Source organism: Streptomyces sp. NPDC051041 (assembly GCF_044456065.1).
Classification (GTDB): domain Bacteria; phylum Actinomycetota; class Actinomycetes; order Streptomycetales; family Streptomycetaceae; genus Streptomyces; species Streptomyces glaucus.
Genome location: NZ_JBITFM010000002.1, coordinates 169,243 through 185,120, shown reverse-complemented (window position 1 = coordinate 185,120; position 15,878 = coordinate 169,243). Strand labels below are relative to the sequence as shown.

Below are 15,878 nucleotides of genomic sequence, written 5' to 3'. Positions count from 1 at the left end.
AGTTACTTGCGTGTCTGAATGCGATCCGCTTAGCGGCGCTTCGACTTCCGGTCTTCCTTGACGTGGCCCCGGAAGGTGCGGGTCGGCGAGAACTCGCCGAGCTTGTGGCCGACCATCGACTCGGTGACGAACACCGGGATGTGGGTCTTGCCGTTGTGCACCGCGATCGTGTGGCCGAGCATGGCCGGGACGATCATCGAGCGACGGGACCAGGTCTTGATGACGTTCTTGGTGCCGGCTTCGTTCTGGGCGTCCACCTTCTTCATCAGGTGGTCGTCGACGAAGGGCCCCTTCTTCAAGCTACGAGGCATCTCAACCCGTCCTTAGCGCTTCTTGTTCGTCTTGCGGCGGCGGACGATGTACTTGTTCGACGCCTTCTTGGGCGAACGAGTACGGCCTTCCTTCTTGCCCCACGGGGAGACCGGGTGGCGGCCACCGGAGGTCCGGCCCTCACCACCACCGTGCGGGTGGTCGACCGGGTTCATGACCACACCACGGACGGTCGGGCGAACGCCCAGCCACCGCTTGCGGCCCGCCTTGCCCCAGTTGATGTTCGACTGCTCGGCGTTGCCGACCTCGCCGACGGTGGCGCGGCAGCGGACGTCGACCAGGCGGATCTCACCGGACGGCATGCGCAGGTGGGCGTAGGCGCCCTCCTTCGCGAGCAGCTGCACGGAGGCGCCGGCGGAGCGGGCGAACTTGGCGCCGCCGCCCGGGCGGAGCTCGATCGCGTGGATCGTGGTACCGACCGGGATGTTGCGCAGGGCCAGGTTGTTGCCCGGCTTGATGTCGGCCCCGGGACCGTTCTCGACGCGGTCGCCCTGGTTCAGGCCACGCGGCGCGAGGATGTAGCGCTTCTCGCCGTCCGCGTAGTGCAGGAGCGCGATGCGCGCGGTGCGGTTGGGGTCGTACTCGATGTGCGCGACCTTCGCCGGCACGCCGTCCTTGTCGTGACGACGGAAGTCGATCACGCGGTAGGCGCGCTTGTGGCCGCCGCCCTGGTGGCGGACGGTCACACGACCGGAATTGTTACGGCCGCCCTTGCTGTGCAGCGGGCGAACCAGCGACTTCTCCGGCGTGGACCGCGTGACCTCGACGAAGTCGGCGACGCTGGCGCCACGACGGCCAGGAGTCGTCGGCTTGTACTTGCGGATACCCATTTCTCAGTCCTCGTCCGATTCCGGACGATCCGGACCTCCGGTCAGGAGGTCGGACCGCCGAAGATGTCGATACGGTCGCCCTCGGCGAGGGTCACGATCGCGCGCTTGGTGGACGCGCGCTGGCCGAAGCCGGTGCGGGTCCGCTTGCGCTTGCCCTGGCGGTTGATCGTGTTGACCCCGGTGACCTTGACCTCGAAGACCGCCTGGACGGCCTCCTTGATCTGGGTCTTGTTGGCACGCGGGTCGACGATGAACGTGTACTTGTTCTCGTCGAGGAGCGCGTAGCTCTTCTCGGAGACGACCGGCTTGATCAGGACGTCACGGGGGTCCGTGTACGACTTGCTCAGCGGCGTCTCGACGGTGTTCTTGCCCTCGGTGGCGTGGCGACGCGCCTTCTTCAGACGCGCTTCCTTGGCCTTCTTGGCGGCCTTCGAGGCGATGGAGGGGTGACGTGCAGCCATCAGGCCTCGCTCCCTTCGGTGTCGTTGGCCTTCTGCGGGCCGGCGACGAAGGACTCGAAAGCGGCCTTGGTGAAGACCACGTCGTCCGAGACGAGAACGTCGTACGTGTTCAGCTGGCCCGGCTCCAGGATGTGGACCTGGGGCAGGTTGCGGGCGGACAGCCACGCGGCCTCGTCGGAGCGGTCGGCGACGAGCAGCAGGTTCTTGCGCTCGCTGAGCTTGCCGAACAGGCTCTTGGCGGCCTTCGTGGAGGGGGTCTCGCCCTCGACCACGCCGGTGACGACGTGGATGCGGTTGTGGCGGGCCCGGTCGGTGAGGGCGTGGCGCAGGGCCGCGGCCTTCATCTTCTTCGGGGTCCGCTGCGAGTAGTCGCGCGGCACGGGACCGTGCACGACGCCACCACCGGCGAACTGCGGCGCGCGGGTCGAGCCCTGGCGGGCGCGACCGGTGCCCTTCTGGCGGTACGGCTTCTTGCCACCGCCGCGGACCTCGCCGCGAGTCTTGGTCTTGTGGGTGCCCTGGCGGGCAGCGGCCAGCTGCGCGACGACGACCTGGTGGATCAGCGGGACGCTGACCTTCTCAACGCCGAAGATCTCCGCGGGGAGCTCGACGGTACCGGCCTTCTCGCCCGCCGGCGAAAGGATGTCAACAGTGCTCATCGGTTACCTCAGGCCCCCTTGGCCGCGGTGCGGACCAGGACGAGGCCGCCGTTCGGACCGGGAACCGCGCCCTTGATGAGCAGCAGACCCTTCTCCGCGTCAACGGCGTGGACGGTCAGGTTCTGGGTGGTGACCCGCTCGTTGCCCATGCGACCCGCCATGCGGAGGCCCTTGAACACGCGGCCCGGGGTGGCGCAGCCACCGATGGAACCGGGCGAGCGGTGCTTGCGCTGGGTACCGTGTCCGGCGCCGAGGCCACCGAAGTTGTGGCGCTTCATGACACCGGCGAAGCCCTTGCCCTTGCTCTTGCCGGTGACGTCGACCTTCACGCCGGCCTCGAACACCTCGGCGGTGATCTCCTGGCCGAGCGTGTACTCGGAGGCGTCCGCGGTGCGGATCTCGACGAGGTGACGACGGGGGGTGACGTCGGCCTTGGCGAAGTGGCCCTTGAGGGGCTTGTTCACCTTGCGCGGGTCGATCTCGCCGAAGGCGATCTGGACGGACTCGTAGCCGTCGACGTCGTTGGTACGGACCTGGGTGACGACGTTCGGGCCGGCCTTGACGACGGTCACCGGGACGACGCGGTTGTTCTCGTCCCAGACCTGAGTCATGCCGAGCTTCTCGCCCAGGATGCCCTTGATCTGCTTAGCCATCTCTTCAGATCACCGGCCTCAGAGCTTGATCTCGATGTCGACACCGGCCGGGAGGTCGAGTCGCATCAGAGAGTCAACGGTCTTGGGGGTCGGGTCGAGGATGTCGATCAGGCGCTTGTGCGTGCGCATCTCGAAGTGCTCGCGCGAGTCCTTGTACTTGTGCGGCGACTTGATGACGCAGTACACGTTCTTCTCAGTGGGCAGCGGCACCGGGCCCGCGACCGACGCACCAGTGCGGGTCACCGTCTCGACGATCTTCTTCGCCGAGGAGTCGATGACCTCGTGGTCGTAGGCCTTGAGCCGGATGCGGATCTTCTGTCCCGCCATGGCTACTTCGTAGTCCTGTCTCTTCTACAGCTCTGGAACCCGGCCGTCTCGTTCGTTCCTCCGACCCACGCGGTCGGGCGTGTCGCACTCTCGCTGACATGGATGTCCCTTGTCGGAACATCCCTGCGGGATTGCACACGGCCCTGCCGGAACCGCGAGCCGGGGGCGAAGGACCCACCGGGTGCCTGGCCGGCGCCGCGCCGACGCTTCCCGGAAGATTCCCGTACTTCCAACCCGCGCGGGGTTGACGAGTACTGTGGGACTCGCTTCCGGTCCTCCCGGCGGGAGGCGCGCAGCATCAACACTCGACCGAGCAACTCGGACAGTCTGCCATATGGGGCAGCCTTGATGCCAATCGAGCCGGAGAGATTACCCCGAGCGCGCGGTGGGTCAAACACGGGGGCGGGTCGGTGTCGGGGATGTCGGCCCGTTTGCGCCGGAACCCGGCGTCGGCGGGCGTCCCGGGACCGTCGGGGATGTCCGCCAGGACGCTCAGGGCCCGCTTCAGGAGCGAACGCACCCGGGTGCCGCCCGGCGACCGGCCAGCGCCCGTCCGCCGCCCGAGCGCCGCGCCCGGCGCCGCCCCGGTGCCCGCCCGGCACACCGCGGGGAGGCCGGGAAGGGCCTTGTCCCGCGGCTCCTTCCCGGCCTCCCCCTTCGGATTCCGTCAGATGACGCCCTGCGCCAGCATCGCGTCCGCCACCCGCTCGAAGCCGGCGATGTTCGCGCCGGTCACGTAGTCGCCGGGGGCGCCGTAGCGCTCGGCGGTCTCGGCGCAGGTGGTGTGGATGTCGGTCATGATGCGGGCCAGCTCGTTCTCGACCTGGTCGGCCTTCCACGACGTGCGCGAGGCGTTCTGCGTCATCTCCAGGGCGCTGACCGCGACCCCGCCCGCGTTGGCCGCCTTGCCGGGGCCGAAGGCGACGCCGGCCTCCTGCAGCAGCTGTACGGCCTCCGGCGTCGTGGGCATGTTCGCGCCCTCGGAGACCGCCTTCACGCCGTTGCGGATGAGGATCGCGGCGTCGGCGGCGTTCAGCTCGTTCTGGGTCGCGGACGGCAGGGCGACGTCGGCCGGGACCTCCCAGACCCGCCCGCCGGGCACGAACCGGGCGGAGGCGCCCCGGCGCTCCGCGTAGTCGCTCACCCGGCCGCGTTCGACCTCCTTGACCTGGCGCAGCAGCTCCACGTCGATGCCCTTCTCGTCGACGACGTAGCCGCTGGAGTCGGAGCAGGTCACCGGGTTGGCGCCGAGGGCCGCCAGCTTCTGGACGGTGTAGATCGCGACGTTGCCGGAGCCGGAGACGACCGCCGTCTGCCCCTCCAGGTCCTCGCCGCGGGCACGCAGCATCGCCTCCGCGAACAGCACGTTGCCGTACCCGGTCGCCTCCGGGCGGATCAGCGAGCCGCCCCAGCCGGCGCTCTTGCCGGTCAGCACGCCGCCCTCCCAGCGGTTGGTGATCCGCCGGTACTGGCCGAACAGGTAGCCGATCTCGCGGGCGCCGACGCCGATGTCACCGGCCGGGATGTCGGTGTACTCGCCGATGTGCCGGTGCAGCTCGGTCATGAAGGACTGGCAGAAGCGCATGACCTCCGCGTCGCTGCGCCCCTGCGGGTCGAAGTCGCTGCCGCCCTTGCCGCCGCCGATGCCGAGCCCGGTCAGCGCGTTCTTGAAGATCTGCTCGAACCCGAGGAACTTGATGATCCCGAGGTTCACGGAGGGGTGGAAGCGCAGGCCGCCCTTGTACGGGCCGAGGGCGCTGTTGAACTCGATCCGGAAGCCGCGGTTGACGTGCACCCGGCCGGTGTCGTCCTGCCACGGCACCCGGAAGATGATCTGCCGCTCCGGCTCGACGAGCCGCTCGACGAGTCCGGGCTCCGCGTACTCGGGCCGTGCCGCGAGCACCGGCGCCAGCGTCTCCAGCACCTCGCGTGCGGCCTGGTGGAACTCCGGCTCCGCCGGGTTGCGGCGCTCGACCTCGGCGCGCAGCCGGTCGAGCATGGTCCTGGGGTCGGGTCGTGTGGCCACGGAATCCCTTTCTGGCGCGGGCGGACACCGGGAACGGTCCGGTGGGGGGCGCTCGGCGCCATTGCCGCGCGCAGGACAGCGGCCGCCGGGAGCGAGTGCCCGGAAGCGGCCGACTTTCCAGTGTTACCCCTGTGTAAACCGGAAAGGCAAGAGCTCACGCATCCGTCCGCCATCCGAGACCCGGAGCACGGGACGCGGGACGGCGGACCGCGGGCCGACAGGCCCTGAGGACGGGCGGGGAACCGGGCACGCCACGGGTGACGGCCCCGCCGTCCCGCGTCAGGACGGCGGCATCGCGCCGCACCGGGGCGCCCGCTGCCGTATACGACCGGGAGCGGGCGCGTGCCGCCGGGCGGCCGCCTTCCTGAGCCGTGCGCGGGAGAGCCGGCCCACGCGCTCCGGGCGATTGCCGGCCGTCCGGCCGCGTCCCGGAAGCTCCGGGGTCCGGGACGCGGCCGGAGCGGCGGACGCGGCCGGAGCGGCGGACGCGGACGGGGCGGGGCGCGGTCGCGGCACAGGCGTCGCCCCGGGTTGCCGAGGCCGGGATTAAGGCCGCCTTAAACACGCATTAAGCGATCCGTCGATCAGCCCGTGCCGCCCAAGTCCGCCCAGGTCACAGGCAGTTGAGGGATCAATCGGGCAGTTGGCCGCGCGCTGAGCCGTCCGTAGCATCCCCCCACGGTCGACAGCCTCGACCGCTCCCCGGCACCCCGGGGGAACCCCCCACGACCAACCCCACAGACAAGGTGTGTTCAGCCATGGCTGCTCATCGCGCACGCCGGTGGTCGCTCGGCCGGCTCGTCCCGCTGGTCTGCGCCTCCGCCGCCGCGCTCGCCCTGACCACGGCGGGCCCGTCCGCCCACGAGGCCGACGCCGCGACCGCCGCCCCCACCGCAGTGACCTGGTCCGACGAGTTCAACGGCGCCGCCGGCAGCGCGCCGGACCCGGCCAAGTGGACCGTGGAGACCGGCGGCTCCGGCAACGGCAACAACGAGCTGCAGTACTACACGAACAGCAGGGACAACGTCGCCCTCGACGGCAACGGCAACCTCGTCATCACCGCGCGCAAGAACACCGACCCCGGGCTCCAGTGCTGGTACGGCGCCTGCCAGTACACCTCCGCCCGGCTCAACACCGCCAGGACCTTCACGCAGGCCTACGGCCACTTCGAGGCCCGGATCAAGGTGCCGCGGGGCCAGGGCATGTGGCCCGCGTTCTGGATGCTCGGGAACGACCTGGGCAGCGTCGGATGGCCGAACAGCGGCGAGATCGACATCATGGAGAACGTCGGCTACGAGCCCGGCGTCGTCCACGGCACCCTGCACGGCCCCGGCTACTCCGGCGGCGGCGGCATAGGCGCGGCGTACACGCTCCCGGGCGGCCGGGCCTTCGCCGACGACTTCCACGTCTTCGCCGTGGACTGGAGCCCCGAGAAGATCACCTGGTCCGTCGACGGGCAGACCTACCAGACCCGCACCCCGGCCGACCTGGGCGGCAAGAAGTGGGTCTACGACCACCCGTTCTTCCTGATCCTCAACCTCGCCGTCGGCGGCAACTGGCCCGGCAGCCCGGACGCGAACACGCGGTTCCCGCAGACGATGACCGTGGACTACGTCCGCGTCTCGGCCTCCGACGGCTCCGGCGGCGGGGGCGCCTCGAAGACCGGCGCCATCAGGGGCATCGGCGGCATGTGCGTCGACGTCGCCGGCGCCTCGACGGCCGACGGCACGCCCATCCAGCTCCACGACTGCACCGGCGTCGACGCCCAGAAGTGGACCCTCGGCGGCGACGGCACCGTACGCGCCCTCGGCAAGTGCCTCGACGTGCGCGGCGGATCCACCGCCGACGGAGCCGCGGTCCAGCTCTACACCTGCAACGGCACCAGGGCCCAGCAGTGGGTGCACACGGCCGCGCGCGACCTCGTCAACGTCGGCGCGGACAAGTGCCTGGACGCCAAGGGCAACTCGGCGGCCGACGGCACCCCGCTCCAGATCTGGACGTGCACCGGCGGCGCCAACCAGAAGTGGACGGTCGGCTGACCCCCTGACCCCCACGCTCCACCCCCCACATCCCCCCACACCGACGCCCCCGGCTCCCCACGAGCCGGGGGCGTCGCCGTCTCCGCCCCTCGTCCCTCACCCCCCGTCCTCCGCCCGGCCCTCGTCCCCGCCCGCGGCGGTACGGCCGCGCGCCCGCCCGGGACACCCGCACCGACGGCGCCCGTACGAGCAGCCCGCGCGGGCACCGCACCCGGACCCCGCGCGGGCATCCGCGCCCGCACGCGCCCTCACCCCGGCACGCGGAAACACGAGAGGGCCCGTACGACCGGAGTCGTACGGGCCCTCCCAGGCCTGTGAGGTCAGGCGACCCTCAAAGCAAGCGGAACTTACTTCAGGATCTTGGTGACCTGGCCGGCGCCCACCGTGCGGCCACCCTCGCGGATGGCGAACTTCAGGCCCTCCTCCATGGCGACGGGCTGGATGAGCTCCACCTTCATCTCGGTGTTGTCACCCGGCATGACCATCTCGGTGCCCTCGGGGAGGGTCACGACGCCGGTCACGTCCGTCGTACGGAAGTAGAACTGCGGACGGTAGTTGTTGAAGAACGGCGTGTGGCGGCCACCCTCGTCCTTGGAGAGGATGTAGGCCTGCGCCTCGAACTCGGTGTGCGGGGTGACCGAGCCCGGCTTGATGATGACCTGGCCGCGCTCGACGTCCTCGCGCTTGATGCCGCGGAGGAGCAGACCGACGTTCTCACCGGCCTGGCCCTCGTCGAGGAGCTTCCGGAACATCTCGATGCCGGTGACCGTGGTCTTGGTCTTCTCCTGCTTGATGCCGATGATCTCGACTTCCTCGTTCACCTTGAGGACACCGCGCTCGATACGGCCGGTGACGACCGTACCGCGACCGGTGATGGTGAAGACGTCCTCGATCGGCATCAGGAACGGCTTGTCGACGTCGCGCTCCGGCTCCGGGATGGCGGTGTCGACGGCGTTCATGAGGTCCAGGACGGACTGCGTCCACTCCTTGTCGCCCTCGAGCGCCTTCAGAGCGGAGACCTTGACGACCGGGACGTCGTCGCCCGGGAACTCGTACTCGGTGAGGAGCTCACGGACCTCGAGCTCGACGAGCTCCAGGATCTCCTCGTCGTCCACCATGTCGGCCTTGTTCAGGGCGACCACGATGTACGGAACGCCGACCTGGCGGGCCAGGAGCACGTGCTCCTTGGTCTGCGGCATCGGGCCGTCGGTGGCGGCGACCACCAGGATCGCGCCGTCCATCTGCGCGGCACCGGTGATCATGTTCTTGATGTAGTCCGCGTGACCCGGGCAGTCGACGTGGGCGTAGTGACGCGCCTCGGTCTGGTACTCGACGTGCGCGATGGAGATGGTGATACCGCGCTGGCGCTCCTCGGGCGCCTTGTCGATGTTGTCGAACGGGGTGGCCTCGTTCAGGTCCGGGTACGCGTCGTGCAGCACCTTGGTAATGGCGGCCGTGAGGGTCGTCTTACCGTGGTCGATGTGACCGATGGTGCCGATGTTGACGTGCGGCTTAGTCCGCTCGAACTTCGCCTTCGCCACTGGGGTCCTCCTGTGGAGTGGTTCTGTACGCCTTACTTCATCGGCGCCAGGTGATCTTTGCTGGATGGCCCGGATCCCCGGGGCAAACCCCCACGATTGCGGGTGTTTGCCCCACGAGGCTCCGGAGTCAAGCCTACGGCGTTCGGACGGGGTCCGTTACTCGCCCTTGGCCTTCGCGATGATCTCCTCGGCGACGTTCCGCGGAACCTCGGCGTAGGAGTCGAACTGCATCGAGTAGCTTGCGCGACCCGACGTCTTGCTGCGGAGGTCTCCGACGTAGCCGAACATCTCCGACAGGGGCACGAGGCCCTTCACGACGCGGGCACCGGCCCGCTCCTCCATGGCCTGGATCTGGCCACGGCGGGAGTTGATGTCGCCGATGACGTCGCCCATGTAGTCCTCGGGCGTGGTGACCTCGACGGCCATCATCGGCTCCAGGAGAACGGGGCTGGCCTTGCGCGCGGCCTCCTTGAAGGCCTGCGAACCGGCGATCTTGAAGGCGAGCTCGGAGGAGTCGACCTCGTGGTAGGCACCGTCGAGCAGGGTGACCCGGACACCGGTCATCTCGTAGCCCGCGAGGATGCCGAACTGCATCGCCTCCTGGCAGCCGGCGTCGACCGAGGGGATGTACTCCTTCGGGATGCGACCACCGGTCACCTGGTTCACGAACTCGTACGAGGTGTCGCTGCCCTCGATCGGCTCGACCGAGATGATGACCCTACCGAACTGACCGGTACCACCGGTCTGCTTCTTGTGGGTGTACTCGACCTTCTCGACCGACTTGCGGATCGTCTCGCGGTACGCGACCTGCGGCTTGCCGACGTTGGCCTCGACCTTGAACTCACGGCGCATACGGTCGACCAGCACCTCGAGGTGCAGCTCGCCCATGCCGCCGATGATGGTCTGGCCGGTCTCCTCGTCGGAGTGGACCTGGAAGGACGGGTCCTCCTCGGCCAGGCGCTGGATCGCGACGCCCAGCTTCTCCTGGTCGCCCTTCGACTTCGGCTCGATGGCGACCTGGATGACCGGCGCCGGGAAGTCCATGGACTCCAGGATCACCGGGGCCTTGTCGTCGCAGAGCGTCTCGCCGGTGGTGGTCTGCTTCAGACCCATGACGGCGACGATGTCGCCGGCGCCCACCGAGTCGATCTCCTCACGCTTGTTGGCGTGCATGCGGTAGATCTTGCCGATGCGCTCCTTCTTGCCCTTGACGGAGTTCAGCACCGAGGTGCCGGACTCCAGGCGGCCGGAGTACACGCGGACGAAGGTGAGCTTGCCGAGGTGCGGGTCGCTCATGATCTTGAACGCCAGCGCGGCGAGCGGCTCCTCGTCGGACGGCTTGCGCGTGATGACCGTCTCCGGGTCCTTGACGTCGTGGCCCTCGATGGCCTCGATGTCGACCGGGGACGGCAGGTAGCGCACGACCGCGTCGAGCAGGGGCTGGACGCCCTTGTTCTTGAAGGCGGTGCCGCAGAAGACCGGGGTCACCGTGGTGCCCTGGCCCTTGCCGGAGGCGATGGTGATGCGGCGGATCGCCGCGTACAGCTGCTCCTCGGAGGGCTCCTCGCCCTCCAGGTACAGCTCCATCATCTCCTCGTCGTTCTCGGCGACGGCCTCGAGCAGCTTGCCGCGCCACTCCTCGGCGGCCTCGGTGTGCGTGGCCGGGATGTCGACGACGTCGTACATCTCGCCCTTGGTCGCTTCCGCGGACCAGACCAGGGCCTTCATGCGGACCAGGTCCACGACGCCCTTGAAGTCGGCCTCGGCGCCGATCGGCAGCTGCATGACGAGCGGCTGCGCGCCCAGGCGGTCGCTGATCATGTCGACGCAGCGGTGGAACTCGGCACCGGTGCGGTCGAGCTTGTTGACGAAGCAGATGCGCGGAACGCCGTAGCGGTCCGCCTGACGCCACACCGTCTCGGACTGCGGCTCGACGCCGGCGACGCCGTCGAACACCGTCACGGCACCGTCGAGCACGCGCAGGGAGCGCTCCACCTCGACGGTGAAGTCGACGTGACCCGGCGTGTCGATGATGTTGATGGTGTGGTCGACGTCGTCCAGCGACCAGTGGCAGGTGGTGGCAGCAGAGGTGATCGTGATGCCACGCTCCTGCTCCTGCTCCATCCAGTCCATGGTGGCAGCGCCGTCGTGGACCTCACCGATCTTGTAGGACACACCGGTGTAGAACAGGATCCGCTCGGTGGTGGTCGTCTTGCCCGCGTCGATGTGGGCCATGATGCCGATGTTCCGCACCCTGGCCAGGTCAAGCGAAGTGGTAGCCATAAGGCTTCAGTCTTCTCTCGGTTCTCGAAGGGGTTCCGACTACCAGCGGTAGTGCGCGAAGGCCTTGTTGGACTCGGCCATCTTGTGCGTGTCCTCGCGCTTCTTCACAGCGGCGCCGAGGCCGTTGCTGGCGTCGAGGAGCTCGTTGAGCAGACGCTCGGTCATGGTCTTCTCACGACGAGCGCGGGCGTAACCGACGAGCCAGCGCAGCGCCAGGGTGTTGGCACGGCCGGGCTTGACCTCGACCGGGACCTGGTAGGTGGCGCCACCGACACGGCGGGACTTGACCTCGAGGGTCGGCTTGATGTTCTCCAGAGCGCGCTTGAGCGTGATGACCGGGTCGTTGCCGGTCTTGTCGCGCAGGCCCTCCATGGCGCCGTAGACGATGCGCTCGGCGGTGGAGCGCTTGCCGTTCAGCAGCACCTTGTTGATCAGGCTGGTCACCAGAGGAGAGCCGTAGACCGGGTCGATGATGACCGGGCGCTTCGGGGCGGGGCCCTTACGAGGCATTCTTACTTCTCCTTCTTGGCGCCGTAACGGCTGCGGGCCTGCTTGCGGTTCTTGACACCCTGGGTGTCGAGGGAGCCACGGATGATCTTGTAACGAACACCCGGCAGGTCCTTCACACGGCCGCCGCGCACGAGCACGATGGAGTGCTCCTGCAGGTTGTGTCCCTCACCCGGAATGTAGGCCGTGACCTCGATCCCGCTGGTCAGACGCACACGCGCGACCTTGCGCAGGGCCGAGTTCGGCTTCTTCGGGGTGGTCGTGAACACACGCGTGCAGACGCCGCGACGCTGAGGGGAACCCTCGAGTGCGGGCGTCTTGTTCTTCTCGACCTTGTCCTGCCGGCCCTTGCGGACCAGCTGCTGGATCGTAGGCACTACTTCTCCGGTTTCTGTGTGCCGATGGGTACAGCTAACCTGGAACGTCGCCGACCCACGCGGTCGGGTGTGTCGAATCGTGCGGGCTCCCGCCGCAGGGGCGAAAAGGGCACGGATTACGGTGGCCGGTCACGGCTCCCTATGCGGTTGAAGGCACGCACCGGAGCCAGGGCACACCCCAGGCACAAGGTCTGAGCGTACCTACAGCATGGATCTGGGTCAAAACAAATGCCCGGGGGCTCCGCGCGGGGGCCCTCCGGGGGCGGGGGCGCGGGGTCCGGGGTGCGGTGGGCTCGCGCCGGGAGTGGTCCCACGGGCGGGCCGGTGGACAGTCGCAGCCTGGCTTGCCGTCGTGCGGGCGGCTGCGGGACCGGGGGGGTGACCGGTGTCGACCAAGGGTGCGACCGGCTGCCGACCGGGGCATGTCCGATCGTGGGACCGGCCGCGCGAATCGAGTGTGCGACCGCCCGAGCGACCGGCTGTGCGACCCACCGGGTCCGGTCGTGCTTCCACCGTGCGTCCCGGCCGGGGCGTCCCGCCCGGCGGCAGGGCCGGTCCCGGGCGGGCACGGGGTCTCCCCCGCCCGCCCGGGACCGGCGCTCAGCCGGCGGACCTCCCGGCGCGCTGGGCCAGGCGCTCCATCCGGGCCCGGGCGCCCGCGAGATGGCCGTCGTCGCTGCCCGGCAGCTCGCCGACGATCTCCTCCCAGAGGCCGATCAGCTCCTCGCCGAGCAGCAGCCCCTGCGCGGGGTCGGTCACGAGGCGCCAGGCCGCCGCCGCGTTGAGCACGTTCTGAAGGGCCTGCGGGTCCTTCCTGCGCCACCACACGCGGGCCGCCTCCATCGACGCCCGGAACGCCCGGGCGCCGTCGTTCGCCCGGTACGCCACGTACGCGCCCAGCTCCCGCAGCCGCAGCACCTCGGGGTGCTCGTGCCCGAACCGCGCCGACGCGTCCGCGATGCTCTGCTGCGCCAGCGAGGCGGCGAACTCGATACGGCCGCGGCTGAGGGCCTCGTTGATACGGGCGACGGGCTCGGCGAGGAGGGAGGGGCTCACGGGGGGCGCCTGCGGAGTGGCGGCGGCCGGGGCGGCGTCGCGCGCGAGGGCGAGGGTGGGGGGTTCGGGCCTGGCCGGGGCGGGGCCGGTTGCCGGAGGAAGGGGCGCGGGGGCCTGGCCCGGCTCGCCAGGTCCGGCCGATGGCGTGGACGGGACCCGCGCGGCAGGTGCGCCCGGCTCGTCCGACGAGGCCGGGCCGGCCGCCGGGACCGACACGGCGGGCAGCACCGACAGGGCGGGCGGGACGGGCGGGACCTGCCGTGCGAACAGCACCTGCGTGGCCGGTTCGGAGCCAGGCACGGCCGGCCGGGGCGGGGCGGCCCCCGGACCCTGGTCCGTATGCGCCCCGGGCTGCTCCGGCTCGGGACGCGCGGCGGCCTCCCCCTCACCCGGGGAGTCCGGGAGCCGCACCGCAGGCGCCTCACCCGGCTCCCGCACCGGAGCCGCTGCGCCCGACCCGGACCCGGGCTGCGGCTCAGGACGGGCAGCAGCCTCCGCCCCTGCCCCGGCCCGCGTCTTCGCCGGGCCCGTCGTCGGGCGGTGGTCCGGTGTCGGCCCGGGCTCCGGTCGGCGCTCCGGGCGGGCGGGAGTCCGTGCCGTTGCGCCAGCGTCCGGGGCGGATACCGCGGTCCCCGCCGCCGGCACCCGTGCCGGCGGCTCCGTCTCGCCCCACGGCTCCGGCACGCCCGCCGTGCCCAGGGGGCCGGGGCCGGCCGGAGGCAGGGGGATCGGAGGCGAGGTGAACCGGCTGGAGCCGTCCAGGTGGACCTGGATCGCGGTGACGTACCGGATGCGTTCGTCGCGGACCGAGGCGCGGACGGCGTGGCCGGTCGCCAGGGCGAGCCGGTGGAGGTAGTCGAGGACGGCGTCCTGGGGCTGCTCTCCCTCGCCCGCGACGACGGGCATGCCGCCCACCTCCGCGGTGCCGTCGGCCGTGACACGGACATCGATCGGCGCCGGGGCGGGAGGCACGGGCCCGGTCTTCCGCCGGCGCCTGCTGAAGGGGGACATCGGTTCCTCACTCGTTGCTGTCCGGTGCGGTGGCCGAGGGCGAGGCGCTGGGCGGGACGGCCGCCTCGACCACGGTGACGTCGGCGACCCGCCAGGGCCGGCCCGGCCCGACGCGGGTGAGCTTCACGAAGACGTTGACCCGTGGGCCCTCGCCCTGCCAGCCGTCCCGCCCGTGGGCCTCTCCCTCGACGAACAGCCCGCGGTACGCCTCCCGCGCGGCGTCGGGCGGCGCGTCGCCGTCCAGGTCCGCCGCCACGTCGACGGTGGTCCAGGCGCGGTGGCCGGCCCAGGTGTTCCACTGGTCGCCCGGGCCGCTCACCGGCCGGTACTCGCGCAGCGCCGCCGCGCGCTGGGGCGTGAGGAAGCGGGCGGCCCGCAGCGCCGCGTCGTGCGGGCTGGTGTCGTAGGCGGTGTCGTGGCTGTAGGCGGTCCCGGCCCAGGCCTCGGCCACGGCGGTGGCGTCCGACTCGTCCACCCGGGGCGGGGCCGGCACGCGGGCGTCGGCGTCGAGCGCTCTGCCCGGGGGAAGCGGGGCCTTGGGGGTGAAGGAGGACGCGGCGGGCGTGCCGCCGTCGCCGCCCGGGGGGTCCTCCCGGTAGTCGCGCAGGCCGCAGCCCGCCAGCAGGGCCAGCCCGGTCGCGGAGGTGAGCAGCACCGCGACGGCCCTGTTCCTGGTCGTCATCGCCGTCCCTCTCATCAGCCGATCCCCAGCCAGGGCGCCGGGTCGACGTACTCGCCGTTCTGCTCGACCTCGAAGTGCAGGTGCGCGCCGGTGGAGTAGCCGGTCGAGCCGACCAGTCCGACGGTCGTCCCGACCTGGACCTTCTGTCCCACGGACACGCGGATCGCGGACTGGTGGTTGTACGTCGTCACGATCCGCTTGCCGTCGATGGTTCCGTGCGAGATCTCCACACGGTTGCCGTATCCCTTCTGCCAGCCGGCGAAGGTGACCGTGCCGGCCCGGGCGGCGAGGACCGGGGTCCCCGACGCCGCCCCGAAGTCGATGCCCGTGTGGAGCTTGCGCACGTGCAGCGTCGGGTGCATGCGCCAGCCGTACGGTGACGTGACCGGCGGGTTGCCCGCGAGCGGCATCGCCATCTGCTTGCCCGCGGGGAGCTGTCCGCCGCCACCGCCCGGGGCGTCGACGCTCTCGTACTTCGGTATCAGGGACTTGATCCTGGCGACGTAGCCCTGTGTCTCCTGGTAGGGAGGCACGCCTCCGTACTGCTCGACCGCGCCGGGGCCGGCGTTGTAGGCGGCGAGGGTCAGGTCCAGGGTGGGTCCGCTGGCGCGGCCCTGGTTCTTGTAGCGGGTTACCTCCCCCGCGAGGTAGCAGTCGTAGCGGCCCTGGGCCATGATCGCGTCGCCGGGGTCGAACGGCGAGGCGCGTCCGTTGCCGTCGTCGTCGCGGCCCCAGGTCCGCCAGGTGCCGGGCATGAACTGCGACAGGCCCTGGGCCCCGACCGGGGAGACCCGGTCGGGGCCCCAGTTGGACTCCGCCTCGATCTGCGCCGCGATGACGGGTGCCGTGACCTGGGAGCACATGGAACCGGCCTTGAGCACCCAGGTCAGGTACTCGGGCGGCACGGAACCGGGGTCGAGCGCTCCGGTGCCGGGAGCCGGAGGCTCCGCACCGGCGGAGCCTCCGCTCACTCCGACGAAGAGGATCACTGGTGTGAAGACGGCCGCGATGGCGCCGCCTATCACCCAAGGCAGGGCGCCTCCCCCGTTGTTGGACATCCGCTCCCCTCAGAGTCGCATCGCAGATCCCGTTGCCC

General features: G+C 70.6%; 15 protein-coding genes. 1 reads left to right on the top strand and 14 read right to left on the bottom strand.

What is annotated here, in order from left to right:
- Positions 1 to 29: 29 nt before the first annotated feature.
- The 7 genes from rpsS to gdhA form a co-directional block, all read right to left on the bottom strand.
- Positions 30 to 311: a 30S ribosomal protein S19 gene (gene rpsS / locus ACIBAI_RS04095; RefSeq protein WP_006130777.1), complete on the bottom strand. Its 282-nt coding sequence runs from the start codon at positions 309 to 311 to the stop codon at positions 30 to 32.
- A gap of 12 nt (positions 312 to 323) precedes the next feature.
- Entirely contained in the window at positions 324 to 1,160 is an 837-nt protein-coding gene (gene rplB / locus ACIBAI_RS04090; RefSeq protein ID WP_399030864.1) for a 50S ribosomal protein L2, read from the bottom strand.
- A 41-nt stretch (positions 1,161 to 1,201) separates the two neighbouring features.
- Complete coding sequence (rplW, locus tag ACIBAI_RS04085) at positions 1,202 to 1,621, bottom strand: 50S ribosomal protein L23 (RefSeq protein ID WP_344599545.1); 420 nt, start codon at positions 1,619 to 1,621, stop codon at positions 1,202 to 1,204.
- Positions 1,621 to 2,280, bottom strand: a complete 660-nt coding sequence (rplD, locus tag ACIBAI_RS04080; RefSeq protein WP_344599546.1) for a 50S ribosomal protein L4 — start codon at positions 2,278 to 2,280, stop codon at positions 1,621 to 1,623. Before rplD ends, rplW begins: the two co-directional genes overlap by 1 nt.
- Positions 2,281 to 2,288: 8 nt before the next feature.
- Positions 2,289 to 2,933, bottom strand: coding sequence for a 50S ribosomal protein L3 (gene rplC, locus ACIBAI_RS04075; protein WP_103781446.1), 645 nt, complete (start codon positions 2,931 to 2,933; stop codon positions 2,289 to 2,291).
- Between the two features lie 18 nt (positions 2,934 to 2,951).
- A complete protein-coding gene (gene rpsJ, locus ACIBAI_RS04070) occupies positions 2,952 to 3,260 on the bottom strand; it encodes a 30S ribosomal protein S10 (protein ID WP_003948644.1) in 309 nt (102 codons plus the stop codon).
- Between the two features lie 667 nt (positions 3,261 to 3,927).
- A complete protein-coding gene (gene gdhA, locus ACIBAI_RS04065) occupies positions 3,928 to 5,259 on the bottom strand; it encodes an NADP-specific glutamate dehydrogenase (RefSeq protein ID WP_399031360.1) in 1,332 nt (443 codons plus the stop codon).
- A gap of 785 nt (positions 5,260 to 6,044) precedes the next feature.
- Here gdhA and ACIBAI_RS04060 point away from each other — a divergent pair.
- Positions 6,045 to 7,325, top strand: a complete 1,281-nt coding sequence (locus ACIBAI_RS04060; protein ID WP_399030863.1) for a family 16 glycosylhydrolase — start codon at positions 6,045 to 6,047, stop codon at positions 7,323 to 7,325.
- 347 nt (positions 7,326 to 7,672) lie between these two features.
- Here ACIBAI_RS04060 and tuf read toward each other — a convergent pair whose 3' ends face one another.
- The 7 genes from tuf to ACIBAI_RS04025 form a co-directional block, all read right to left on the bottom strand.
- Positions 7,673 to 8,866: an elongation factor Tu gene (tuf, locus tag ACIBAI_RS04055; protein WP_344599551.1), complete on the bottom strand. Its 1,194-nt coding sequence runs from the start codon at positions 8,864 to 8,866 to the stop codon at positions 7,673 to 7,675.
- A 156-nt stretch (positions 8,867 to 9,022) separates the two neighbouring features.
- Entirely contained in the window at positions 9,023 to 11,149 is a 2,127-nt protein-coding gene (gene fusA / locus ACIBAI_RS04050; RefSeq protein ID WP_399030862.1) for an elongation factor G, read from the bottom strand.
- A 39-nt stretch (positions 11,150 to 11,188) separates the two neighbouring features.
- Complete coding sequence (rpsG, locus tag ACIBAI_RS04045; RefSeq protein ID WP_028420788.1) at positions 11,189 to 11,659, bottom strand: 30S ribosomal protein S7; 471 nt, start codon at positions 11,657 to 11,659, stop codon at positions 11,189 to 11,191.
- A 2-nt stretch (positions 11,660 to 11,661) separates the two neighbouring features.
- Positions 11,662 to 12,033, bottom strand: coding sequence for a 30S ribosomal protein S12 (rpsL, locus tag ACIBAI_RS04040; protein WP_003948652.1), 372 nt, complete (start codon positions 12,031 to 12,033; stop codon positions 11,662 to 11,664).
- 600 nt (positions 12,034 to 12,633) lie between these two features.
- Positions 12,634 to 13,089, bottom strand: a complete 456-nt coding sequence (locus ACIBAI_RS04035; RefSeq protein WP_399030861.1) for a hypothetical protein — start codon at positions 13,087 to 13,089, stop codon at positions 12,634 to 12,636.
- A gap of 1,018 nt (positions 13,090 to 14,107) precedes the next feature.
- On the bottom strand, positions 14,108 to 14,782 hold the full coding sequence (locus ACIBAI_RS04030) for a hypothetical protein (RefSeq protein ID WP_399030860.1): 675 nt from the start codon (positions 14,780 to 14,782) through the stop codon (positions 14,108 to 14,110).
- A gap of 14 nt (positions 14,783 to 14,796) precedes the next feature.
- Entirely contained in the window at positions 14,797 to 15,840 is a 1,044-nt protein-coding gene (locus ACIBAI_RS04025; protein ID WP_399030859.1) for a peptidoglycan DD-metalloendopeptidase family protein, read from the bottom strand.
- Positions 15,841 to 15,878 lie beyond the last annotated feature (38 nt).